Origin of the sequence: Bordetella genomosp. 9 (genome assembly GCF_002261425.1) — a bacterium.
Lineage (GTDB): Bacteria > Pseudomonadota > Gammaproteobacteria > Burkholderiales > Burkholderiaceae_B > Bordetella_C.
Genome location: NZ_NEVJ01000002.1, coordinates 324553 through 348472 on the forward strand (window position 1 = coordinate 324553; position 23920 = coordinate 348472).

Below are 23920 nucleotides of genomic sequence, written 5' to 3' on the forward strand. Positions count from 1 at the left end.
TGCTACTCCTTGTAGGCGTACACTTCGTAGCCGTTCTGCTCGACCAGGGCGTCGCGCTGGGCTTCCTTCAGGTCGCTGGCGATCATTTCCTTCACCAGGCCTTCGAAGCTCGTGCGCGGCGTCCAGCCCAGCTTCTCGCGGGCCTTGGTGGGGTCGCCCAGCAGGGTCTCGACTTCGGTCGGGCGGAAGTAGCGCGGGTCGACGCGCACGATCACCTGGCCGGGCTTGACGGCGTCATAGGCCGGGCTCAGCAGCACCGTCGCGGTTTCGTTCACGCCTTCGCCTTCCCAGGCCAGCAGCAGGCCCAGCTCGCGCGCGGCGACGTTGATGAAGTCGCGCACGCTGTATTGCATCCCCGTGGCGATCACGAAGTCATCCGGCTTGTCCTGCTGCAGCATCAGCCATTGCATCTCGACGTAGTCGCGCGCATGGCCCCAGTCGCGCAGCGCGGACAGGTTGCCCAGGTACAGGCAGTCTTCCAGGCCCAGGGCGATGCGGGCCAGCGCGCGCGTGATCTTGCGCGTGACGAAGGTTTCCCCGCGGCGCGGCGATTCGTGGTTGAACAGGATGCCGTTGCAGGCGTACATGCCGTAGGCTTCGCGGTAGTTCACGCAGATCCAGTAGGCGTACAGCTTGGCGACCGCATAGGGGCTGCGCGGGTAGAAGGGCGTGGTCTCCTTCTGGGGGACTTCCTGCACCATCCCGTACAGCTCGGAGGTGGACGCCTGGTACAGGCGGGTGCGGTCCTCCATTTTCAGGATGCGCATCGCTTCCAGCAGGCGCAGGGTGCCCAGGCCGTCGGCGTTGGCGGTGTACTCGGGTTCTTCGAACGAGACGCCGACGTGGCTTTGCGCGGCCAGGTTGTAGATTTCATCCGGCTGCACGGCCTGGACGATGCGGATCAGGCTGCAGGCGTCGGTCATGTCGCCGTGATGCAGCACGAAGTTGCGCGGGCTGGTGTGCGGATCCTGGTACAGATGGTCGATACGGGCCGTATTGAACAAGGAGGCGCGGCGTTTGATGCCGTGCACCTCATAGCCCTTGTCCAGCAGGAATTCGGCGAGATAGGCGCCGTCCTGGCCGGTAATTCCCGTAATCAATGCCCGTTTTGGCATGGCTGTGTCCTTAAGGCTGAGAGGTCCAAGAAGAGTACTGAGGTAGCGCTAGCCGGGGTATCGGCCGGAAGGTCTAAGGCACGGCCCCGGTGGCCGGCCACACGAAGGAGGCGCCGGGCCCGTCTCCCGGGCGCGGCGCCGCGGGCGTCAGACGCGCCCGTACATGTCCTCGAAACGCACGATGTCGTCCTCGCCCAGGTAGGCGCCGGACTGCACTTCGATGAGCTCCAGCGGGATCTTGCCGGGGTTTTCCAGGCAGTGGACCTCGCCGAGCGGGATGTAGGTGGACTGGTTTTCCGAGAGCAGGAAGGTGCGGTCGCCGTTGTGGATGCGCGCCGTGCCCGATACGACCACCCAGTGTTCCGCGCGATGATGATGCATTTGTGAGGACAGGCGCGCGCCCGGCTTCACGGTGATGCGCTTGATCTGGTAGCGCGGGCCCTGGCCGATGGAGTCGTAGGATCCCCATGGGCGCTTGACTTCGCGGTGGTGGGTCATCTCGTGCCGGTGCTGGGCGCGGAACGTCTCCACCACGCGCTTGACGTCCTGGGTGTGGTCCTTGTGCACCACCAGGACCGCGTCGGCGGTCTCGATGACCACGATGTTGTCCAGGCCAATGGTGGCGACCAGCCGGTTGGTGGAGTGCACCAGGCAGTTGCGCGAGTCCTCGATCAACACGTCGCCCGCCGTCGAATTGCCGTCGGCGCACTTGGTCGCGATGTCCCAGACCGCGTCCCAGGCGCCGACGTCGCTCCAGCCGGCATCCAGGGGCACGGCGACCGCGCTGTCGGTGCGCTCCATCACCGCATAGTCGATGGAATCGCTGGGGCAGGCGGCGAAGGCGGCCGCGTCCAGGCGGAAGGCGCTATCGTCGCCCACGCCGTCACGTACGGCGGCGCGCACGGCGTCCAGCATGGCCGGCGCCAGCCGTTCCATTTCGCCCAGGAATGCCGAGGCGCGGAAGGCGAACATGCCGCTGTTCCAGTAGTAGCCGCCGTCGCGCAGGAATGCTTCGGCGCGTTCGGCATCGGGCTTTTCCACGAAAGCCTCGACGCGGCGCCATGCGCCGTCGGACGGCTCGGTGCGCAGATAGCCATAGCCGGTGAGCGGCGCGGTCGGCCGTATGCCGAAGGTCACCAGGGCGCCGTTGCTGGCGGCTTCATGGGCCACGCGGAAGGCGGCGCGCAGGGCTTCGCCTTCTTCCATGACGTGGTCCGAGGGCACGACCAGCATGACCGGGTCCTCGCCGTCGCGCATGGCGCGCAGCGCGGCGGCGGCGATGGCGGGCGCCGTATTGCGCGCGCAGGGTTCGAGCAGCAGTTCGGGCTGGATGCCGTCCAGCTCCTGCAGCTGTTCGGCGGCGATGAAGCGGTGCGCGTCATTGCAGACCAGCAGCGGCCGCCTGGCATCGGCGCTGTTCGCCAGGCGCATCACGGTGTTCTGCAGCAGGCTGCGCTCCCCCGTCAGGCGGATGAACTGCTTGGGCAGCAGCTCGCGCGAAAGCGGCCACAGGCGCGAACCGGATCCGCCGCAGAGGATGACGGGGCGAAACTCGGGATAGGGTCCAGTCATGGATGTTGCTCCGTGAAGTAGGCCTTCGTATAAGGATGTACGTCCGCGTCGCGCGCGGCATCCTCGGGGGTGTCCCAGCGGTAGCCCAGGTGCTGGGTGGCCGGCAATGCCGTGGCCAGTGGGCCGGACGGCAGCTGCGTTTCGTAGGCCAGCACCACGTAATGGGTGGGCATGCCCGATTCGCCGGCGAAGTTGACGTCGTAAAAGTGTTCGTACACGCCGTGCAGCCGCCAGCTGGCGGGCGGCAGCGTCATGCCCAGTTCCTCGGCGGCCAGGCGCTCCAGCGCCTGCGCCAGCGTTTCGCTCTTGCGGATGCGGCCGCCCGGCACGAACCAGCGGCCCTGCGCCGGCGGATTGCCGCGCAGCCCCAGCAGATAGCGTCCGCCGGCGTCGCGCAGCAAGAGGTCGATGGATACCAGCGGAAGCATGTCCACCGCTTCGCGAAAGCGCTCGGTGCTGAGCCGGCCGGCGCCCGGTGAAGCGCGCTGCTCAATAGACATTTTTTCCGGTCCAGCCCGACACGGCGGTCTTGGCGATGATGCGCATGTCCATCAGGAAGGTCCAGTTCTGGATGTAGTACAGATCGAACTCGACGCGGCTGCGCATCTTGTGGACGGTATCGGTCTGTCCGCGATAGCCGTTGACCTGCGCCCAGCCCGTGATGCCGGGCTTGACGCGATGGCGCAGCATGTAGCGCGCGACCACGTCCTTGTATTGCTCGTTGTGCTCCAGCGCATGCGGGCGCGGGCCGACCACGGACATTTCTCCGCGCAGCACGTTGATGAACTGCGGCAGTTCGTCCAGGCTGGTACGGCGCAGGAAGGCGCCGATGGACGTCACGCGCGCATCGTTGCGGGTGGCCTGCGTGACTGTGCCTTTTTCCTGGTGCACCGTCATGCTGCGGAACTTGTAGACCTGGAACACGCGGCCGTCGACGCCCAGGCGTTTCTGCGTGAACAGCACGGGCCCGCGCGAGGTCAGCTTGATCATCAGCGCGATCGACAGCAGTACCGGCGACAGTCCCAGCAGGACGAAGAAGGCGAACACGCGGTCGAACACTTCCTTGGCCATGCCGCGGATGCCGGCGGCCGGCAGGCTGTTCAGCTCGATGGCGGGCACGCCCAGGAACTCGTCGACGCGATGGCCCAGCAGCCGTACCGACATCACGTCGGGGATCCAGCGCACGTCGATGGGATCGTGGCGCAGGTGATAGATGGCTTCGCGCACCAGCGCGCTGGATTCCACGGGCAGGGCGATCCAGACTTCGCGCACTTCGTGCTCGCGGATGAAGGGCGACATTTCGGTGAGCGCGTTCAGGCGATGCGCCTGGGTCGGCAGCTGCTCCTTCGTGTTGACGTAGATGCCCGCAATTTCATAGCCGCTGCTGCGTGCCGCGGCCGCGCGCCGCCACAGGTCGTGGCCCAGGGTGCCGAAGCCGATCATCAGGACGCGCTTGCGGTCCAGGCCGCGATCGCGCGCCTCGCGCAGGATGCCGTGCACGGCCAGGCGCAGGCCGATCAGCCCGGCCGCCGTTCCGGCATACCAGCACAGGGCCCACAGCCGCGAGATCGCGCCGACCTGGTGATTCAGGAAGCTGATAAGGATGCCCAGCGCGAACACCGTGGTCCATGCGGCGAAGCTGCGCGCCGACAGGTCGAACAGGCTGCGTCCGCGCCATGAGCTGTACAGGCGGAAGGCCGGGAAGATGGCGATGGTGCCGAAGCTGCACAGATACACCAGCATCGCGTGTATGGGGGCGACGTCGAGACCTTGTCGTGCATCCAGCCATGTGGTCGCGCCCAGTCCGACCGCCGCGACCACGGCGGCATCGGTCAGTCTAAACAGCAGGCTGGTATCGGCAAGCCTGCCCGATACGTTCACCGGGGAAGTGTCCATGGCGTGCTCCAAGGTGATTCGGTCGGCGCGCCCAATGGGCTGCGCGGCGCCGCAATATGGCGACCGAAAAATCATAGGGAGCGCTCATCCTGGTCGAAACGTCCAAAGGGCTTATGCGAGGTATTAGGCCATCAGCCCAATGTGCGGCACCGCGGAAATCGCGTGCAATGTCGCAACCCGTTACGCGGCCGTAGTACCGCGAAACAGTAGGCCTAGAAAGGTCTTTAACCGTGGAAAGCCAATGAATACGATCCTTCGCACGCTTTGCCGGGGCGGCCTCATGGTCGCTCTCGTTTCTTTGTTGGGCGCCTGCGCATTCGCGCCCGGCATGCGCTACAAGGCCGACTTCCTTGTGGATCCGAACGATCCAAACTCACGTGTGGCGGTCAAGGACATCACGCCGCAGCTCGCGGTCGAACAGACGCAGGCAAGCGAAAAGCCCGTCTCCGATAACGTTCGTAAACTTATCGGCACGCCGAAGCCCTATGTTATCGGCCCAGGCGACATCCTTTCTATCGTGGTCTGGGACCACCCGGAACTAGTGCTTCCGACCCAGACCTACAGCATCGGCACTGGACCCACCGAACTCACCTTTGGGGATACGGGCGCCGGCATTCCTGGCTATCCCGTGTCCTCGGATGGCTACATTCAGTTCCCCTACGTAGGCCTTGTGAAGGTAGCCGGGTTGACTGAGTCGCAAGTCCGCGGCGGCTTGATACGCGGCTCCGCCAACTTTATTCAGGATCCTCAAATCACGGTACGCGTGCTAGGTTATCGCAGCAAACGCGTATTCATCGAAGGCGAGGTAAAGACCCCCGGTCCGCTGCCGATCACCGATGTGCCGATGACGCTGCCGCAGGCCATCAACACGGCTGGCGGCGTCCTGCCCACCGCCGATCGCAGCCGCGTGTATGTGACGCGTGACGGCCAGACGACGCGTGTGGATCTGCCCGCGCTGCAGCAAGCCGGCATCGATCCCACGTCGATTCTGCTGCAGTCCAACGACATTGTCCGCGTCGTTCCGCGCGACGAGAACAAGGTCTACGTGATGGGAGAAGTAACGCAGCCGCTGGCGCTGACGATGCGTGACGGCTTGTTGACGCTGGGAGATGCCTTGGGCGAAGCCGGAGGCCCCAGCCAGCTGACCAGCGAACCGGCGGATATCTATGTCGTTCGTTCCATGCCCAATGCCACACCGGAGGTATTTCGTTTGAACAGCGCATCGCCCCAGGCCCTGGCGGTCGCCCAGAAGTTCCCGCTGCAATCGAAGGACGTGGTGTTCGTCGATGCAGGCAACCTGGTGCGGTGGAATCGCTTTATCTCGCTCCTGTTCCCCAGCGCGCAGACGGTCCAGACGGTGGACGCGGTCCGCAGGCAGTAACCCCTTCCGCACGCGGCCCGCATGGCGTGACGATGCGGGCCCCCGTGTGCCGGCCCTGGCCGGCGCGATGTTTCTTCCTATTAGCGAGTCGACAATGAAGCAGCCTCCTCTCCAGCTGGAATACGCCAACACCGGCGGCACGCCTCCGGACACTCCGATGATGTCGTACGTGGACGTATTGCTGGCGAACCGTTTCATGATCATCGTCCTCACCGTGCTCGCCACGCTGATCGGCGTGGCGTACTACATGGTCAAGGCACCCGTGTACCAGTCGGACATCGCGGTGCAGGTGGAAGAGGAGTTGCCCAGCGGCCAGCGCACCAGCACGCTCAGCGACGTGTCGTCGATCTTCGACATCAAGCAGGCGGCGTCGGGCGAGATGGAAATCCTGCGCTCGCGCATGGTGGTGGGCCACGCCGTGGACTACTACCAGCTGTACGTGCATGCCACGCCCGATTACTTTCCGGTGATCGGCCGCTGGCTGGCCAAGCGTCATGAGAGCTTCGCGTTGCCCGCGTCCATCACGGACGCGATTCCAGGCGGGTGGGCCTGGGGCGGCGAACGCATACAGGTCAATCGCATCGACGTCCCGGACGATCTGATCGGCAAGAAGCTGCACGTGATCACGCTGGGCGGCGGGGCCTACGAACTGGTGGATCCGGTGCACGATCGCCGCTTCGAAGGCCGGGTCGGCCAGCTGGAGCGCTTCGAGGTGCCTGGCGGCGCCATCGAAGTGCAGATCGACGCGCTGCAGGGACGTCCGGAAACCAGCTTCACCATCGTGCGCAATTCGCGCCTGGAAGCCATCGAGTCGCTGCAGACCCGCATGAACATCTTCGAACGCGGCCGGCAGTCCAACGTCATCGGCGTGAACCTGACCGGCCAGGACCCCGTGCTGACGGCGGCGGTGTTGAACGAGATCGGCCAGGAATACGTGCGGCAGAACACCAACCGCAAGACCGCGCAGGCCGAGAAGTCGCTGGCCTTCCTGGACCAGCAACTGCCGGTGTTGAAGAAGCAGCTGGAAGATTCCGAAACCCGCTACAACGCCTTGCGCAACTCGCGCGGCACCATCGACCTGACGGAAGAGGGCAAGCTGGTGCTGGGCCAGTCGGTGCAGACGCAGAACCGCATCTTCGAACTGAAGGCGCAGCGGCAGGAGCTGATCACGCGCTTCGCGCCTTCGCATCCCAGCATCACCGCGATCGATCGCCAGATCGCCTCGCTGACCGGGGATATGAACAAGCTGAACAGCAAGATCCGCGAACTGCCCGACCTGGAGCAGGACGTGGTGCGGCTGACGCGTGACGTCAAGGTCAACACCGACCTGTACACCGGCCTGCTGGCCAACGCCCAGCAGCTGCGCATGATCCGCGCCGGCAAGGTGGGCAATGTGCGCGTAGTGGACACGGCGGTGGCGGCGGAACGTCCGCTCAGCCCCAAGGCGCCGATCGTCATCGGCGTGGCGGCGCTGGCCGGCCTGATCCTGGGCGTGGTGGCGGCCTTCCTGCGCAATGCGCTGTTCGGCGGCCTGACCGATCCCGATGAAATCGAGCGCTATACCGGCCTGCCGGTACTGGCCACCGTGCCCTACAGCGACCTGCAGGATCGCCTGTGGCGCCGTGCCCGCCGCAAGAACACGCGCATCCCCGCGCTGCTCGCGCAGAGCAACGGCAGCACGCCGCCCATCGAGAGCCTGCGCAGCTTCCGCACGGTGCTGCAGGTGGCGATGCGCGATTCGTCCAACAACATCGTGGTCTTCACCGGGCCGCTGGCCGGCGTCGGCAAATCCTTCCTGTCGGCCAACTTCGCCTTCATCCAGGCGGCCGTCGGCAAGCGGGTGCTGCTGATCGACGCCGACTTCCGCCGCGGCACCCTGAACCGCTATTTCGCGACCTCCGCGGAAAACGGCTTGTTCGAAGTGCTGGCCGGGACGGTGCCGCTGGAAGCCGTGACCAAGCGCAACATCATGAACGGGGTGGACTTCATTTCCACCGGCCGCGTCACCTTCGACCCGTCCGAACTGCTGGCGTCCGACGCCTTCGGCGAATGCCTGCACGCGCTGGCCGCCGACTACGACATCGTCATCGTCGATACGGCGCCGGTGCTGTCGTCGTCGGATGCCGCCGTCGTCGGCGCCCATGCGGCGGCCGTGATGGTCGTGGTGCGCTCCGGCATGAACACGGTGGGCGAGATCCGCGAAACCAACAAGCGCCTGCAGCAGGCCGGCGCGCCGGTGGCCGGCGTGGTCTTCAACGGCCTGAAGCTGCAGTCCGAAGGCTGGGGCTACCGCTCCAAGTACGGGCCGTACCGCTACTCGCGTGCGTCGTACTACGGCGAGAACCAGCCCTAGCCCATCGGAGACGTCATGGATTCATTGGGTCTTCCGGAAATGTCCGGATTCCCGCCGCACGTCTTCCGCACCGATGACATACGTGGCCGCGTCGGCCAGGAAATCGACGCCCGCTTCGCACACGCCCTCGGCCTGGCCGTGGGGCGGTGCGCGGCGGAGCTCGACCGGCGCGCGGTGGTGATCGGCAAGGATGCGCGGCTCAGCAGCGTCGAACTGGGCGCGGCGCTGCAGGCAGGGGTGCGCGAATCGGGCATGGCGGTGATCGATATCGGCATGGCGCCGACGCCCCTGACCTGGTTCGCGGCGCGCCTGACCGACACGGCCGCGGCGGTGTCGGTCACGGGCGGGCAGGACGAGGACGCCTACAACGGCTTCAAGATCATGCTGGACGGCGAGACGCTCGGCCAGCCGGCGCTGCAGGCCTTGCGCGGGCGCATGCATGCCCAGCCGGCCGAGCCGGCGCGCTCCGGCGGCCGGGCCAAGATCAATGCGGCGCAATGCTATATCGCGCGCGTCGCCAGCGATGTCCGGCTGGAGCGCGCCATGAAGGTGGCGCTGGATTGCGAGCAAGGGGCGGCGAACAGCCTGGCGCCGGACCTGTTGCGCGAACTGGGTTGCGAGGTCACGGAGATCGCCGGCGATATGCCGGGCGCCTATCCCGACGCCACGCGGCTGCAGGGCGGCCGCCATCTGGCCGACCTGGCGGCGGCCCTGCGCTACAGCGATTGCGAGCTGGCCCTGTCGATCGCCGGCGACGGCGACCGCGTGACGGTGATCAGCAAATCCGGCGCATGCATCAGCTCGGATCGCCTGCTCATCCTGTTCGCCCGCGACATGTTGGCGGGCACGCAGGGCGGGGCGGTGGTGCATGACGTGAGAAGCAGCCGCAATGTCGCGCGCGAAATCCGCGCCCTGGGCGGCATGTCGGTGGTCAGCCGTGGCGGCGACGCCCATATCGGCGCGAGGATGTTCGAGACCGGCGCGCAGCTGGCGGGCGAAACCGGGGGCGGCATCCGCTTCCGGGATCGCTGGTACGGCTACAGCGATGGCCTGTACGCGGCCGCGCGCCTGCTGGAGCTGCTGTCGCGCCACGACGATGCGTCGAGCGTCCTGGACGCGCTGCCGGAATCCTGCGCGACCCCGGAACTGCGGCTGGATACGGCGGACGGCGAGCAGTATCGGCTGATCGAAGCCTTGCGCGCGAACGGCCGTTTCATGGGGGCCCGCGAAATCGTGCACCTGGACGGCGTGCGCGTCGAATACGAAGACGGCTTCGGGCTGGCGCGCGCGGTGAGCGCGCAGCCGGCGGTGATGCTGCGCTTCGAGGGCGACAACGGCGTGGCGCTGTCGCGCATCCAGGAGGACTTCCGGCGCCAGCTGCTTAGCGTGGCACCCGGATTGCGCCTGCCCTTCTAACGATAACCGGCTAGGGAACGACAATGACGACGTTATTGGTCACCGGCGGCGCCGGGTATATCGGCAGCCACACCCTCATAGAACTGATGGGCGCGGGCTACCGCCCCATCGTCATCGACAATCTCTGCAACGGCAGCCGCGCCGCCGTGCGGCGCGTCGAACGCATCGTCGGCACGCATATTCCTTTCGTGGAAGGCGACATCCGTTCCGCCGGATTGCTGGATGGCCTGTTCGCGCTGCAGGAACGGCAGGGCCAGCCCATCGAGTGCGTGCTGCACCTGGCGGGCGTCAAGGCCGTCGGCGAATCGGTGCGCGATCCCATCAAGTACTTCGACAACAATGTCTCCGGCACCGTGGCGCTGCTGTCGGCCATGCGCGACCACGGCATACGGCGCCTGGTGTTCAGCTCATCCGCGACGGTGTACGGGGTGCCGCGCTTCCTGCCGTTCACCGAGGAACATCCGCTGCATCCGACCAATCCGTATGGACGGTCCAAGCTCATCGTCGAGCAGATGCTGCAGGATGCCTGCGCCGCCGATGCCGAGTTCAGCGCGGTGACGCTGCGCTACTTCAATCCCATCGGCGCGCATCCCAGCGGCCTGATCGGCGAGAACCCGCGCGACGTGCCGAACAATCTGTTCCCTTTCATCACGCAGGTGGCGGTAGGCAGGCAGCCTCACCTGAAAGTCTTCGGCAACGACTACGACACCGAAGACGGCACCGGCGTGCGCGATTATCTGCACGTCATGGACCTGGCGGCGGGCCATGTGCGCGCCGTCGATTACTCGCTGCGCCATGCCGGTTTCGTGGCCGTCAACCTGGGAACGGGCAAGGGCACCAGCGTCATGGAGCTGGTGCGCACCTTCGAACGGGTCAACGGCCTGCGCATTCCCTGCCGGATCGAGCCGCGGCGGCCCGGCGACGTGGACCGGGTATGGGCCGACGCCAGCCTGGCGCGGCGGCTGTTGAACTGGCAGACCTCGCACGGTGTGGAGAGCATGTGCCAGGACGGGTGGCGTTGGCAGCAATCCAACCCGGAAGGGTACGGCGCCACCCACTGAGCACGGCCAGGCCGCCGGCCGCGACGGCCGGCGCGTTGCCTGGAAATGGGGCCGGCTCTGGGGGCCGGCCCAGGGGCCAACCGAGAAGCGTGGGCACGCAGCTTGCTCAGTGGACGCACCGATAACGCCGCGGCCGCGAGGCCTCCGGTCCCCGCCCGTTTCCTGGTCCACACCCACCCATGAGTGCTCAGCCTCGCGTGCCGTCCGCCCAAGCGACGACCGTGTCAGAAACCGCCGTGCAGACGGTCCAGGCTGCCGCGTCCACACCCGGCGATGGCGCCACCGCGATGCCCCCGCCGCGGGCCTTCGACCGGCGCCATGCGCCGGTCACCATCATCGCCGTGCTGGCGGTGGTGTTCGCGCTGCAGCAGGCGCGCGATTTCGTCATCCCGGTGGTGCTGGCCATCATACTTTCCTATGCGCTCGACACGCCCATGACGTTCCTGCATCAGCGCCTGCGGCTGCCGCGCGTCATTGCGGCCACCGTGGTGGTGCTGACGATGCTGGGCATCGTGGTGTTCGGGGTGTTCGCGCTGCGCGGGCAGGTAATGTCCATCGTGGACAGCCTGCCGCAGACCGCGCAGAAGGTGTCGCGATCCCTGGCGACGTTCAGCGGCGGCAACGGGTCCATCGTCGACAAGGTCCGTTCGGCGGCCAATACCCTGAGCGCGCCGGAAAAGCCGCGCAACGGCGGCGAGCGGGTCGTCGTGACGCGTCCGGCCGACAAGCTGGAAGATATGCTGCTGGCCGGCTCCCTGGGCATCGCGGCATTCGTGGGCCAGTCGCTGATGGTGGTGTTCCTGGCGTTCTTCCTTTTGATGGCGGGAGACACCTTCAAGCGCAAGTTCATCCACATATGCGGTCGCAACCTGAGCGAGAAAAAGGTCAGCGTGCACATGCTCGGCGAGATCCACCGGTCCATCCGCCTGTACATGATGATGATGGTGGTGACCAATGCCCTGCTGGGCGTGCTGACGTGGCTGGCCTTCCGCGCCATCGGCCTGGACAACGCGGGAACGTGGGGCGTGGTCGCGGGCGCGTTGCATATCGTTCCCTATTTCGGCCCGCTGCTGGTGGCGTTGTTCACCGGCGTCGCGGCGCTGTTGCAGTTCGGCGAGCTGGGCCCCGCTTTCCTGGTGGCCGGCGTTTCCCTGCTGATCGCGTCCCTGATCGGTTTCGTCGTGCAGACCTGGATGACGGGGCGGATCGCGAAAATGAACCCGGTGGCGGTGTTCGTCATCCTGCTGCTGTTCACCTGGGCCTGGGGCATCTGGGGCACGCTGCTGTCGATCCCGATCGCGGTGATCGTCAAGGTGGTCGCCGACCACGTGCAGGGTTTCCAGGGCGTCGCCGAGTTCCTGGGCGAATAGGGTTATCCCCAGCTTCTGTGGACAACCCTTTGGATAGTCTGCGAACAGGGAGCAAAAACCGTTTGCTGGTAAGGACTTGGCGCGTCAGGTCAAAATCAGGCCAGGTCCGGGGCGGGCCTGCCCGGGTCCGGCCGGGACGGTAGCAGGGGCAGCAGGCCGGCCAGGGTGTCGGCACAGGCCCGTTCCACCTTGAGCGCGAGCAGGTCGTCGGCGCGGGTGCGTCCCAGGTTGATGGCCGCGATCGGCAGCCCGGCACGGCCGGCGGCGGCCACGAAGCGATAGCCCGAATAGACCATCAGGGACGAGCCGACCACCAGCACCGCCCCGGCGGTCGCCAGCGCCTCGTTGGCCCGGTCCACCCGGTCGCGCGGCACGGTTTCGCCGAAGAACACCACGTCGGGCTTGAGAATGCCGCCGCAGACAGGGCAGGGCGGTACCTGGAAACCGGAAAAGTCCATGTCGTCCAGGTCGGCGTCGCCGTCCGGCGCGTCGGCGGCCGCCAGGTCGCGCCACAGCGGATTCAGGGCTTCGAGGCTGTCCTGCATCCGGTCGCGCGGCAGCAAATGCCCGCACTGCGTACAGATGACGCGGTCCATGCGGCCATGCAGATCGACGACGTCGCGGCTGCCGGCCCGTTCGTGCAGCCCGTCGACGTTCTGCGTGACCAGCAGCGTGAACCGGCCCTGGTCCTGCATCTGCGCCAGGGCCAGGTGGGCCGCGTTGGGCGCCACGCTGCCGAACATGCGCCAACCTATCATTCCGCGCGCCCAATAGCGCGAACGGGACAGGGCGCTGCCCATGAAGGTGGCGTAGTTCATGGGCGGGCGGCGTTTCCAGGCGCCTTCGCTGTCGCGATAGTCCGGTATGCCCGACCCCGTGCTGCACCCCGCGCCGGTCAGCACGAACAGGCGCGGATGCGCCAGCACGAAATCGCGCAAGGCCTCCAGGTCGGCCGACGTCGGCGCGTCAGCCGCCAAGGCCGGCATCCGGGGAAGTATTCAGCGTGCCGGCCTGCGTGACGTTGGAGCCCGGCGGCACGTCGCGGGTCAGCCACACATTGCCGCCGATGACCGAACCGCGGCCGATGGTGATGCGCCCCAGGATGGTGGCGCCGGCATACACCACCACGTCGTCTTCCAGCACGGGATGGCGCGGCAGGCCTTTCTTGAGTTCGCCGTTTTCGCCCGGCGGAAAGCGCTTGGCGCCCAGCGTCACCATCTGGTAGAGCCGCACGCGGTCGCCGATGACGGCGGTTTCGCCGATCACCACCCCGGTGCCGTGGTCGATGAAGAAGCTGCGGCCGATGGTGGCGCCCGGATGGATGTCGATGCCGGTATCGGCATGCGCGATTTCGGCGACGATGCGCGCCAGCAGCGGCACGCCCAGCAGATTGAGTTCGTGCGCCAGGCGGTGATGGATCATCGCCATCACGCCGGGGTAGCACAACAGCACTTCGTCCACGCTGCGCGCCGCCGGGTCGCCCTGGTAGGCCGCGATGACGTCCGCATCCAGCCTGCGCCGGATGTCCGGCAATCGCGCGCCGAACGCGCGAACGATTTCCTCGGCGCGCTGTTCCGTTTCGGGGCGGATGGGGCCGTGATTGCCTTCGCCAGAATTCAGTTCCAGCCGCACCTGGTGCAGCAGCGCGTCCAGCGCGGACCCGATGGTGTGGCCGACGTAGAAGTCTTCGACCTCCGCGCGCAAGTCTATGGGCCCGAGCCGCATGGGGAACAAGGCGCCGCACAGCGAAGTGACGATCTGCCGCACGCTTTCCTGCGACGGGTATTCGCGCACGCCGCCGTCGCGCAGGCGTCCCAGGGGCTGGCGCCATTCGGTGCGCACGATGCGCAATTCGGAAACGATGCGGTCCACATTCCAGGACGCGCTGCGGTGATTCAAGGGTGCGTTCATGGCGCTCGGGCTTGGGATAGTGCCAGGGGTACGCGGGCCGACGCGGATCGCGGCGGCCCGCGGAGCCATCGGCGGGACAGCGCTAATTTACCCCGATGGCGCAAACCCCGTGCGGGCTGACCTTGCGGCGCACAGGGTTTATGGGCCGGGTCGGCGGGCGCGCGTGGCCGGCACGCGGCGGCACGTGGCGGCGCGGGGCTTCAGTCCTGGCCCAGCAACAGCCGATGCGCGGCCTTCCAGCTGCCGACATCGGGCGCGTACAACAGCCCGCCGCCGCGGTGCGTGGGCTTGTAGGGCGAACCGTCGAAATGCGCGCTGTAGCCGCCGGCTTCGTGATGCAGCAGCCAGCCGGCCGCGTGGTCCCAGGGCATGAGCCGCCCGTACAGCAGCACGTGCGTGTGGCCGCCGGCGATCATGCGGTATTCGTGCGCCGAACAGTTGAGTATGGTCGACGACGCCAGCCCGAGCGCATTGGCGTTGACGGTCGCGCGCAAGGGATCGTCCAGGTGCCTGACCGCGATCAAACCGGTCATGTCCTGCACCGGCGCCGGCTCGGCCACGCGCAGCGGCGTCTGCACGCCGTGTTCGTCCTCCATCCACGCGCCTTCGCCGCGCACCGCGATGGCGGCGTCGCGGCACAGCGGATCGTAGATGATGCCGGCCATGACTTCGCCGCGGCTCACCGCCGCGACCATCACGCCGAACAGCGGCAGGCCGGCGACATAGTTGCGCGTCCCGTCGATGGGGTCGATCAGGAAGGCCAGCTCGGCATCGATCCACACGTTCAGCAGCGCGGGATTGCGCGAGCAGGCTTCCTCGCCGACCAGCACGGCGCCCGGATAGGCGCGCGCCAGGCGCTCGCCGATGTAGCGCTCCGCCGCTTCGTCGGCATCGGTGACCAGGTCCAGCGGCGAGGTCTTGTGGCGCACGGCGTCGCCCGCCAGGTGGCGGAAGCGCGGCATGATCTCGGCCGCCGCGGCTTCGGCCATCAACGCGGCGATGCGGCGGGTTTCTTCACGGGTGATGGATCGGAGCATGGCGATAGGTTCGACCGCGTGCCGCATAGGGCACTGGGGGCGCGCATGGGTCCGCATGGGCGGGAGGGGGTCGAATCTACCATGAGTCCGCGCGCCGCGGCTGACTTCCGCGTCAGGGGCGATGCTGCGCCGATTCTGCCCGGCTCCGCCAAGTGCTTGTGCGGCAAGGCATTTTTGAATCTGCCCCAGAGCTATCCCAAGGGTTGTCCACAAAACGTGGGGATAAGCGTCCCGCCATGGCGCCTGGGCCATCCCTGCTCGCCGGTTGCAAGTGCTTGTCGTCCAAGGGATTTTTCGACCTGCCCAACAGCTATCCCAAGGGTTGTCCACAAAAGGTGGGGATAAATCATAGGATCGATCGCCGGGGCGTTGAAACGCACCGTGTCGGCTTGCAATAGTGCGAGAACATTCTTAAACCACCCTCAATGCCCCTATGATTTAATACCTCGCCACGCGACGGACAGGACGAATGCGCCTGACGCCGGCCGCGCTGGCCAGCCACGGCCGCATGGCGGACACGTGAGCGAACACCGCGCCCCCCGAGCGCGCGGACAAAACAATACGGAGGCATAGGAATCGATGATGGACACGACACGACGGAAGTTGATGCTGGCGATGGCCGGCGGCGCGGTGGCCGCCGCCACGCCGGTGCGGCGCGCCATGGCGGCGCCTGAATTCCGCTACAAGTACGCCAACAACCTGCCGGCCACGCATCCGATGAACGTGCGCGCGCGTGAAGCCGCCGCCGCCATCGCCAGGGACACCAACGGCCGCTTCCAGCTGGATGTCTTTCCCAGCAGCCAGCTCGGCTCGGATACCGACACCCTCAGCCAGCTGCGCGCCGGCGCGGTGGAGTTCTTCACCTTGTCCGGCCTGATCCTGTCCACGCTCGTACCCGCCGCGTCGATCAGCGGCGTCGGCTTCACGTTCCCCGACTACGATACCGTCTGGAAGGCCATGGACGGTCCGCTGGGCGCCTTCATCCGGCAGGAAATCCAGGCCAAGGGCCTGCTGGTGATGGACAAGATCTGGGATAACGGCTTCCGCCAGGTCACCACCAGCACGCGGCCGATCAATGCCCCCGGGGACTTCAAGGACCTGAAGATCCGCGTGCCGGTCAGCCCGCTGTGGACGTCCATGTTCCAGGCGCTGGGCGCGGCGCCGGCCAGCATCAACTTCAACGAAACGTATTCGGCGCTGCAGACCCGCATCGTCGACGCGGAAGAAAACCCGCTGGCGATCATCCAGACCGCCAAGCTGTATGAAGTGCAGAAGTACTGCTCGATGACGAACCACATGTGGGACGGCTTCTGGTTCCTGATGAACCGCCGCGCATGGGAAAAATTGCCCAAGGATATCCAGGGCATCGTCACGACCCACATCAACGACGCCGGCATGAAGATGCGCGCCGACACGTTCAAGCTGAACGGCGAACTGCAGACGCAGTTGGCGGGGCAGGGGCTGGTTTTCAACACACCCGACCCCGCACCCATCCGCGAGGCCCTGCGCAAGGCGGGCTTCTACAAGGAGTGGCAAGGCAAGTACGGCGACAAGGCCTGGGCCATCCTGGAACAATCGGTCGGCAAGCTGTCGTGAGGCCCGAGGTGCGCCCGCCGCCCGCGGAGGGCGTCGCCGCGTCCGCCGCCGCTTCCGCCATCGGGCATGACGCCATGCGCGCCGCCGCGCCCGCCTCCGGGCCCGCCTGGATGCGCGGCCTGGATACCGTCCTGGGCCTGCTGATCGAGATTCCCGCGGCGCTGCTGGTGGTCGCGGAAATCGTCGTGCTGTTCGCCGGGGTCGTCGCGCGCTATGTCTTCCATACGCCGCTGGTCTGGTCCGACGAACTCGCGTCCATCCTGTTCCTGTGGCTGGCCATGCTGGGCGCCGTGGTGGCCTTCCGCCGTGGCGAACATATGCGCATGACGGCGCTGGTCAGCCGCGCGCCGCCCGCGGCGCGCGCTTTCCTGGATGTTGTCGCCATGGCGGGCGCGCTGGCCTTCCTGTTGATGATCGCCATGCCCGGCTACGAGTACGCCGTCGAGGAACAATACGTCACCACCCCGGCGCTCGAGATATCCAATATCTGGCGTGCCGCCGCCTTGCCGGTCGGCACCGCGCTCATGATCGCGATCGGGCTGTTGCGGCTGGCCGCCCGCGCGCGCTGGCGCGTCACGCTGGGCGCGGTCCTGCTGGTGGCCGCCATCGTCGCCGGCATGATGGCGCTGCAGCCGGTGTTCGCCCAGCTGGGCAACGCCAACCTGGTGGTCTTCTTCGTCGGGGTGGTCGCCGTGTGCGTGTTCGCCGGCGTGCCCATCGCCTTCTGCTTCGGCCTGGCGACCTTCGGCTACCTGGCCTTGAGCACCGGCACGCCGATGATGGTGGTCGTGGGGCGCATGGACGAAGGCATGTCGCACCTGATCCTGCTCGCGGTGCCGATGTTCGTTTTCCTGGGGGTGCTGATCGAGATGACCGGCATGGCCGAGCGCATGGTGGGTTTCCTGGCCAGCCTGCTGGGACACGTGCGTGGCGGCCTGTCGTATGTGCTGATCGGCGCGATGTATCTCGTCTCCGGCATCTCGGGCGCGAAGGCGGCCGACATGGCGGCCGTCGCGCCCGTGCTGTTTCCCGAGATGCGCAAGCGCGGCGCCAGCGAAGGCGATCTGGTGGCGTTGCTGTCGGCGACCGGCGCGCAGACCGAAACCATCCCGCCCAGCCTGGTGCTGATCACCATCGGCTCGGTCACGGGCGTATCGATCACGGCCTTGTTCACCGGCGGCCTGCTGCCGGGCGTGGTGCTGGGGCTGATGCTGTGTTTCGTGGTGTGGCGCCGCAGCCGCCACGAAGACATGAGCGACGTCGTGCGGGCCACGCGCCCGCAGATCCTGCGCGCGCTCATGATCGCGCTGCCGGCCCTGGCGCTGCCTTTCGTGATCCGCGCGGCGGTGGTGGAAGGCGTGGCGACCGCCACGGAGGTCTCGACCATCGGCATCATCTACTCCGCCCTGGTCGGCCTGCTGGTGTACCGGCGTTTCGACTGGAAGCGCCTGTGGCCCATGCTGGTCGACACCGCCAGCCTGTCCGGCGCCATCCTGTTGATCATCGGCGCCGCCACCGGCATGGCATGGGCGCTGACGCAATCCGGTTTTTCCCATCAGTTGGCCGACATGATGGCCGGGCTGCCCGGGGGCGCGGTCACCTTCCTGGCCGTGTCCATCGTCGCCTTCGTCATCCTCGGCAGTGTGCTGGAAGGCATACCGGCCATCGTGCTGTTCGGGCCGCTGCTGTTCCCGATCGCCCGGCAGATCGGCGTGCACGAAGTGCATTACGCCATGGTCGTGATCCTGGCGATGGGCATCGGCCTGTTCGCGCCGCCTTTCGGCGTCGGGTACTACGCGGCCTGCGCCATCGGCCGGGTCGCGCCGGATCGCGGCATGCGGGCCATCGTGGGATATCTGGTGTCCATCGCGATCGGCCTGGTCGTCGTCGCGGCGATCCCGTGGCTGTCCATCGGTTTCCTGGGGAAAGGCGCGCCCTGACGGCGCGGCCCGACGCCGCGCGCGGTACGGCGAACGGGGACTACGGGGACTACAACGCCGCTTGCAACGCCGTCATCAGGCCCTGGGCGTTGCGCATCCCCTGGTCTTCGAAATTGGTATTGAGGATGACGTGGGTCTTGCGCACGCGTTCGGCCAGGGCGCGCACGCGACGGGCCAGCTCCTCGAGTTCGGCCGTGCTGTATTCGTAGTTGAAGCGGCCTGACGACGCATTGCCCGACGCGGTCCACGCCGCCGCGTTGCGCCCGTGCAGGCGAACCAGGGCGAGGTCGTCGCGGGTGTTTTCCCATACGGGCGGAACGGCGTCCTGGAAGCCCTGCGGCGCGTCGACGACGGTGTGCGCCGCGCCGAGCTCGCGCAGGAAATCCAGCGTGGAGGCCGCCGCCGCGCCCTCGAACCAGGCACGATGGCGAAACTCCACCGATGCGATATGGTCTTCCAGGTGCGCGACGCAATCGGCGACCCGCGCGCGGCCGCGCGCATCCGGCTTGATCCAGCGCGGAAACTGGAAATGCACCGTGCCCAGTTTGCCGGACATGCGCAAGGGCTCGAGCGCGAATACGAAGCGTCGCCAGCTCTCTTCCACCACGTCGCGCGGCAATTGGCCGATGAACACGGCGTCGCCGCCGGCGTTTGGAGAGGGCTCGGGCAGTGCGTCGCGCAGATCGCCGTCCAGCGCCGCCAAGGGCGTCTGATGGCCGGTGAACAGGCGGAACGCCTTGATGCTGATGACGAAGTCGTCCGGGGTACGCGTGGCCCACGCCTGGGCGTTGCGCGCCGATGGCAGGGCGTAGTAGCTGGAGTCCACTTCGACGATGGGAAAGCGCGTCGCGTAATGGCGCAGGCGGGCTTCGGCGGTGGACGTGCCGGCGGGATAGAAGCGGCCGGACGCCAATAGCGTCGGATCCGTCCAGGAAGCGGTGCCCACCAGGATGGGTGGCGCGGGCGCGGCGTGCTGGGGTTGGATGGGGAGCGTGGTGGACATGGGCACTCGCGTGGGGTCGCGGTGCATTATCCCAGGGTCGGGCTCGCGGGAGCGGGGGCCGGCCCGGGCAGACCGGCCCGGCCCCCTGTGGCCGCCGTGGCCCCTGGCGATGGGGCAGGCGGGGAACAGCGCTCAGGCGCTGGCGCGATAGCGGTCACGCAGCGCGCGCACCTGGTCGTGGTTGCGCAGCACGCCTTCGTATTGCTTCTGCACCACGGCCCGGATGTCTTCCGGCAGGGGCTCGCGCAGGGCGTCGGTGTAGTCGTGCTTGGCAACGTCTTCGCCGCGTTCGCACTCTTCCAGGATGGACGCATCCGTGCGGCCCGCGACCGCGGCCTTCAGGTGCACCCAGCCGCGATGCACGGCGCCGGCCACGCTGCCGCTGGTTTCCGGCTCGCCGCCCAGGCGCGCCACGATGGCCTGCAGTTCGGCGGCGCCGGACGCGCAGTCGGTGGCGCGGTTCTGGAAGAGGCCGCGCAGCTCCGCATCCTTGGTGTCCTCGGCCGCGGCAAGAAAGCCTTTCTCGCCGTTCTTGCAGGTTTCGATGAGGTTGTTCAGCACTTTGACGATACGATCGGCCATGGCAATCTCCTTGGTTGAACCGGCGCGCCGCTCGCTGCGGCATCGCATACGGTGACGCAATCGCAAACGACGTACCCGGGGGGGCGGGCCCACGCCGGGGCGGCTGGACTGAGGTTTTATCCAGTATCATGGCGAGCGCGCTGCCCAGGTCAGCTTGCCCAGGTCAGCGCTTGCCCATCCTTACCGTCCCGCCGCCGTCGTCCCCCATGTCAGAGAGTCCCGCCGCCAATGCCGCCGCGCCCGATCCGCTCGCGGATCTGAACCCCAGCCAGCGCGAGGCCGCCGAATACGGTGCCTCGCCGGAGGGCGCCGGCCCGCTGCTGGTCATCGCCGGCGCGGGTTCCGGCAAGACCAGCACCCTGGCGCACCGCGTGGCCTATCTGATCCTGAAGGGCGCCGATCCGCAGCGCATCCTGCTGCTGACGTTCTCGCGCCGCGCCGCCATCGAAATGGAGCGGCGCGCCGGCGCGGTCCTGCAGAAGGTGCTGCGCCAGCAGGGCCAATACGGTGGCATAGGCGCGGGGATGACGCCCCCCGCGCTGCCATGGGCGGGCACTTTCCATGCCATCGGCGCGCGCCTGCTGCGCGAATTCGCCCCCCGCATCGGGCTGGCCGAGGCCTTCACCGTGCACGATCGCGGCGATTCCGAAGACCTGATGGGCATGCTGCGCCACGAGCTCGGATTGTCTTCGACGGAATCGCGATTTCCCCTGAAAGGCACCTGCCTGTCGATCTATTCGCGCGTGGTGAACAGCCAGTCGCCCCTGGACGGCATCCTCAAGGACGTCTACCCGTGGTGCGCCCAATGGGAGGAGCAACTCAAGCGCCTGTTCCGCGCCTATGTGGAGGCCAAGCAGTCGCAGCAGGTGCTGGATTACGACGACCTGCTGCTCTACTGGTCGGAGATGATGTCGCATCCCGAAATCGCCGCCGACGTCGGCGGGCGCTTCGACCATGTCATGGTGGACGAATACCAGGATACGAACCGCCTGCAGGCCGCCATCCTGCTGGGGATGAAGCCGGACGGCAAGGGCCTGACGGTGGTCGGCGACGATGCCCAGGCCATCTATTCCTTTCGCGCGGCCACCGTGCGCAACATCCTGGACTTTCCCGGGCAGTTCGGCGCCGCCCCCGGCGGGCCGCGGGCGAAGGTCGTCACGCTGGAGCGCAACTATCGTTCGACCCAACCCATCCTGGACGCTTCCAACGCCGTCATCGCGCAGGCGCGCGAACGGCACGCCAAGCAGCTGTGGACGGAGCGCAAGTCGTCCAACCTGCCCAAGCTGGTCACGGTCAGCGACGAAGCCGGCCAGGCCCGCTGGGTGGCCGACCAGGTGCTGGCGCAGCGCGAAGCCGGCGCCACGCTGAAGTCGCAGGCGGTGCTGTTCCGGGCTTCAGGACACAGCGCGGCCGTGGAGCTCGAACTCACGCGGCGCAATATTCCCTTCGTCAAGTTCGGCGGCCTGCGCTTCCTGGAAGCGGCGCATATCAAGGATCTGATGGCGCTGCTCCGATGGGCGCAGAATCCGCGCGGGCGGATGTCGGGTTTCCGTGTGGCGCAGCTCGTGCCCGGCATCGGGCCCGCGACCGCCGGCAAGCTGCTGGACGCGATGGACGCCGCCACGGATCCGCTGACGGCGCTCGACGGATTCAAGCCCGGCAACGCGGCGCGCGAGGACTGGCAGGCATTCGCGCAGGTGTACAAGGACCTGTGCGCCCCGTCGCTGGCATGGCCGGCCGACCTGGACATCGCCCTGCGCTGGTACGCGCCGCACCTGGAGCGCCTGTACGAGGATGCGCGCGTGCGCAAGTCGGACCTGGACCAGCTGGCGCGCATCGCCTCCGGCTACGGGTCGCGCGAACGCTTCCTGACGGAGCTGACGCTGGATCCTCCCGACGCGACGAGCGCGGAATCCGGCGCGCCGCTGCGCGACGAAGACTACATGATCCTGTCGACCATCCATTCCGCCAAGGGGCAGGAATGGAAGTCGGTCTACGTGCTGAACGTGGTGGATGGCTGCATCCCTTCCGACATGGCCACCGGCTCGGCGGAAGAAATCGAGGAAGAGCGCCGCCTGCTGTATGTCGCGATGACGCGCGCCAAGGAAGACCTGCACCTGATCGTCCCCCAGCGCTTCTACGTGCACCAGCAGACGGGCATGGGGGATCGCCACGTGTATGGTTCGCGCACGCGCTTCATTCCTGACGGAATGGCGTCGATGTTCGAGTTCCTGCCCAAGCTGCCGGAGCTTCCGGCGTCGCGCGCGGCCGCGCCGGCACCCGTCGCCCAGCTGGACGTGGGCGCCAGGCTGCGCAAGCTGTTCTGAGCCCGCCTGAGCCTGCCGGCCGGCTCATCCGTTTACTTCTTGGCGTCCTTGTCGTGCTTGGCCTTCCAGTCGACGTCATCCTTGGACGTGGAGACCTTGCGGTCCATCTTTTCCGCGACGCTGGGCGAGATCGGATCGCTGGCGGGAAAGGTTTCCTCGATGGCTTCGTCCAGGGATTCCTGGTAGGTGGGCGCCTTGTCGTGGGAATGATCGGCATCCTTGCCGTTCTTGTCCTGGCGGCCCTGTTTCGAATTTCCTTGCGTCATGACGTTCTCCCTTCGGCGTGGTGGACCGGCCCGCACCGGCCACCGCGTTATGTTGAGAAACGGCGCCGGGTTCGTCCCCGGACACCACCGCCTGCCCATCAGCAAACCGCATGCCTTTGGGCCGGCGCTATCGTTCCGTGCCGGCGCTATCGCTCCGGCACGGGCTCCATCGGCAGCCGCAGCGCGCTCATCAGGGCGCGGGCGTCGCGGGGCGCCATCACCTTCATGTCATTGTCGAAATAGCCATAGACGTCGCGTGGCCCGGTTGCCGACGTGCGCGGACCCGCGAGCCGCGCCCCGCGCGGCGTCGCGCCGCGTGCCCAGGCCGCGATGCGGCGTGCCCAGTCGGCGATCGCGGGAGCGCTGTAGCCGCTGCTGTACAGTGCCTGGTCGCCATGCAGGCGGATATAGGCGAAGTCGGCCGTGGCGTCTTCCAGCAGGGGCCACTTGCCGGCCGTATCGGCCGTCACCAGCGCGATGCCGCGCCGCCTGAGCGCGTCGACGAATTGCGGGCAGGCGAAACTGGGATGGCGGACCTCCACGGCGTGGCGCAGCGGGCGCCGCGCGTCGGTCTCGGTCAGGTCGCGGCCGTCCAGTCGCGCGCCGTGCCGGCCGGCCATGCGCGCCGCCGCGACGGTATCGCGCGGCAGCATGTCCAGGAAAGGTTCGACGCGGCCGGCGTCCCATTGCAGGGTAGGGGGAAACTGCCACAGCAGCGGCCCCAGCTTCTCGCGCAACGCCAGCACGCCCGACGCGAAGAAGTTCGCCAGCGGTTCGTCCAGATTGCGCAGTCGCAGGGTGTGCGTGATGTACCGCGGGCCCTTCACCGCGAAGACGAAGCCGCCCGGCGTCTCATCGCGCCAATGCTCGAAAAACGCCGGCTTCTGCAGCGAGTAGAAGGTCCCGTTGATTTCAACGGTGCAGACCTTGCGCGACGCATAGGCCAGCTCACTGTCCTGAGGCAGGCCCTCGGGATAGAAATGGCCGCGCCACGGCGCATAACGCCAGCCGGAGATGCCGATGCGTACGGCGCCGCTTGCGCGGCCAGGCACGTGCCTGTGTTCAGCCATGCGTGGGTTCCATACGGGAGAATG

At 67.2% G+C, this 23920-nt stretch carries 19 protein-coding genes; 8 read left to right on the forward strand and 11 right to left on the reverse strand.

Going from position 1 to position 23920, the window contains the following annotated elements:
* Positions 1–2: 2 nt before the first annotated feature.
* From gmd to CAL26_RS07505, 4 genes are all read right to left on the reverse strand, one after another.
* On the reverse strand, positions 3–1115 hold the full coding sequence (gmd, locus tag CAL26_RS07490; RefSeq protein ID WP_094846303.1) for a GDP-mannose 4,6-dehydratase: 1113 nt from the start codon (positions 1113–1115) through the stop codon (positions 3–5).
* Positions 1116–1262: 147 nt separating this feature from the next.
* On the reverse strand, positions 1263–2687 hold the full coding sequence (locus tag CAL26_RS07495; RefSeq protein WP_094846304.1) for a mannose-1-phosphate guanylyltransferase/mannose-6-phosphate isomerase: 1425 nt from the start codon (positions 2685–2687) through the stop codon (positions 1263–1265).
* Positions 2684–3187: a GDP-mannose mannosyl hydrolase gene (locus CAL26_RS07500; RefSeq protein ID WP_218831518.1), complete on the reverse strand. Its 504-nt coding sequence runs from the start codon at positions 3185–3187 to the stop codon at positions 2684–2686. Before CAL26_RS07500 ends, CAL26_RS07495 begins: the two co-directional genes overlap by 4 nt.
* The gene (locus CAL26_RS07505; RefSeq protein WP_094846305.1) at positions 3177–4583 is read right to left on the reverse strand and encodes an undecaprenyl-phosphate glucose phosphotransferase; all 1407 of its coding nucleotides are present in this window, start codon (positions 4581–4583) and stop codon (positions 3177–3179) included. The genes CAL26_RS07500 and CAL26_RS07505 overlap by 11 nt, the downstream gene beginning before the upstream one ends.
* A 241-nt stretch (positions 4584–4824) precedes the next feature.
* On the opposite strand from CAL26_RS07505, the gene CAL26_RS07510 reads away from it, so the two are divergent.
* From CAL26_RS07510 to CAL26_RS07530, 5 genes are all read left to right on the forward strand, one after another.
* Positions 4825–5964 carry a polysaccharide biosynthesis/export family protein gene (locus CAL26_RS07510; RefSeq protein WP_218831519.1) on the forward strand — a complete coding sequence of 380 codons (1140 nt, stop codon included), beginning with the start codon at positions 4825–4827 and terminating at the stop codon, positions 5962–5964.
* 94 nt (positions 5965–6058) lie between these two features.
* Entirely contained in the window at positions 6059–8317 is a 2259-nt protein-coding gene (locus CAL26_RS07515) for a polysaccharide biosynthesis tyrosine autokinase (protein WP_094846306.1), read from the forward strand.
* 15 nt (positions 8318–8332) lie between these two features.
* Entirely contained in the window at positions 8333–9733 is a 1401-nt protein-coding gene (locus CAL26_RS07520; protein ID WP_094846307.1) for a phosphomannomutase/phosphoglucomutase, read from the forward strand.
* A 23-nt stretch (positions 9734–9756) separates the two neighbouring features.
* Positions 9757–10794 carry a UDP-glucose 4-epimerase GalE gene (gene galE / locus CAL26_RS07525; RefSeq protein ID WP_094846308.1) on the forward strand — a complete coding sequence of 346 codons (1038 nt, stop codon included), beginning with the start codon at positions 9757–9759 and terminating at the stop codon, positions 10792–10794.
* A gap of 221 nt (positions 10795–11015) precedes the next feature.
* Positions 11016–12164 carry an AI-2E family transporter gene (locus CAL26_RS07530; protein WP_256988162.1) on the forward strand — a complete coding sequence of 383 codons (1149 nt, stop codon included), beginning with the start codon at positions 11016–11018 and terminating at the stop codon, positions 12162–12164.
* 95 nt (positions 12165–12259) lie between these two features.
* Here the strand turns inward: CAL26_RS07530 and CAL26_RS07535 are convergent, their stop codons facing one another.
* The 3 genes from CAL26_RS07535 to CAL26_RS07545 form a co-directional block, all read right to left on the reverse strand.
* Entirely contained in the window at positions 12260–13150 is an 891-nt protein-coding gene (locus tag CAL26_RS07535) for an NAD-dependent protein deacetylase (protein ID WP_094846309.1), read from the reverse strand.
* The gene (epsC, locus tag CAL26_RS07540) at positions 13131–14075 is read right to left on the reverse strand and encodes a serine O-acetyltransferase EpsC (RefSeq protein ID WP_094846310.1); all 945 of its coding nucleotides are present in this window, start codon (positions 14073–14075) and stop codon (positions 13131–13133) included. Before epsC ends, CAL26_RS07535 begins: the two co-directional genes overlap by 20 nt.
* A 200-nt stretch (positions 14076–14275) precedes the next feature.
* A complete protein-coding gene (locus tag CAL26_RS07545) occupies positions 14276–15112 on the reverse strand; it encodes an inositol monophosphatase family protein (protein ID WP_094846972.1) in 837 nt (278 codons plus the stop codon).
* Between the two features lie 582 nt (positions 15113–15694).
* On the opposite strand from CAL26_RS07545, the gene CAL26_RS07550 reads away from it, so the two are divergent.
* Both CAL26_RS07550 and CAL26_RS07555 read left to right on the forward strand, forming a co-directional pair.
* Positions 15695–16708, forward strand: a complete 1014-nt coding sequence (locus CAL26_RS07550) for a TRAP transporter substrate-binding protein (RefSeq protein ID WP_094846311.1) — start codon at positions 15695–15697, stop codon at positions 16706–16708.
* A gap of 74 nt (positions 16709–16782) precedes the next feature.
* Positions 16783–18648: a TRAP transporter large permease gene (locus CAL26_RS07555; RefSeq protein ID WP_094846973.1), complete on the forward strand. Its 1866-nt coding sequence runs from the start codon at positions 16783–16785 to the stop codon at positions 18646–18648.
* 49 nt (positions 18649–18697) lie between these two features.
* On the opposite strand, the gene CAL26_RS07560 is transcribed toward CAL26_RS07555, so the two are convergent.
* Both CAL26_RS07560 and CAL26_RS07565 read right to left on the reverse strand, forming a co-directional pair.
* Positions 18698–19651 (reverse strand): DUF72 domain-containing protein, encoded by a 954-nt coding sequence (locus tag CAL26_RS07560; RefSeq protein ID WP_094846312.1) that lies wholly within the window; start codon positions 19649–19651, stop codon positions 18698–18700.
* Between the two features lie 132 nt (positions 19652–19783).
* Positions 19784–20233 carry a PA2169 family four-helix-bundle protein gene (locus tag CAL26_RS07565; RefSeq protein WP_094846313.1) on the reverse strand — a complete coding sequence of 150 codons (450 nt, stop codon included), beginning with the start codon at positions 20231–20233 and terminating at the stop codon, positions 19784–19786.
* 206 nt (positions 20234–20439) lie between these two features.
* Between CAL26_RS07565 and CAL26_RS07570 the strand changes: the two genes are divergently transcribed.
* Positions 20440–22560, forward strand: a complete 2121-nt coding sequence (locus CAL26_RS07570; RefSeq protein ID WP_094846314.1) for an ATP-dependent helicase — start codon at positions 20440–20442, stop codon at positions 22558–22560.
* A 32-nt stretch (positions 22561–22592) separates the two neighbouring features.
* Here CAL26_RS07570 and CAL26_RS07575 read toward each other — a convergent pair whose 3' ends face one another.
* A complete protein-coding gene (locus CAL26_RS07575; RefSeq protein ID WP_094846315.1) occupies positions 22593–22826 on the reverse strand; it encodes a hypothetical protein in 234 nt (77 codons plus the stop codon).
* A 146-nt stretch (positions 22827–22972) separates the two neighbouring features.
* The gene (locus tag CAL26_RS07580; RefSeq protein WP_094846316.1) at positions 22973–23896 is read right to left on the reverse strand and encodes a DUF72 domain-containing protein; all 924 of its coding nucleotides are present in this window, start codon (positions 23894–23896) and stop codon (positions 22973–22975) included.
* Positions 23897–23920 lie beyond the last annotated feature (24 nt).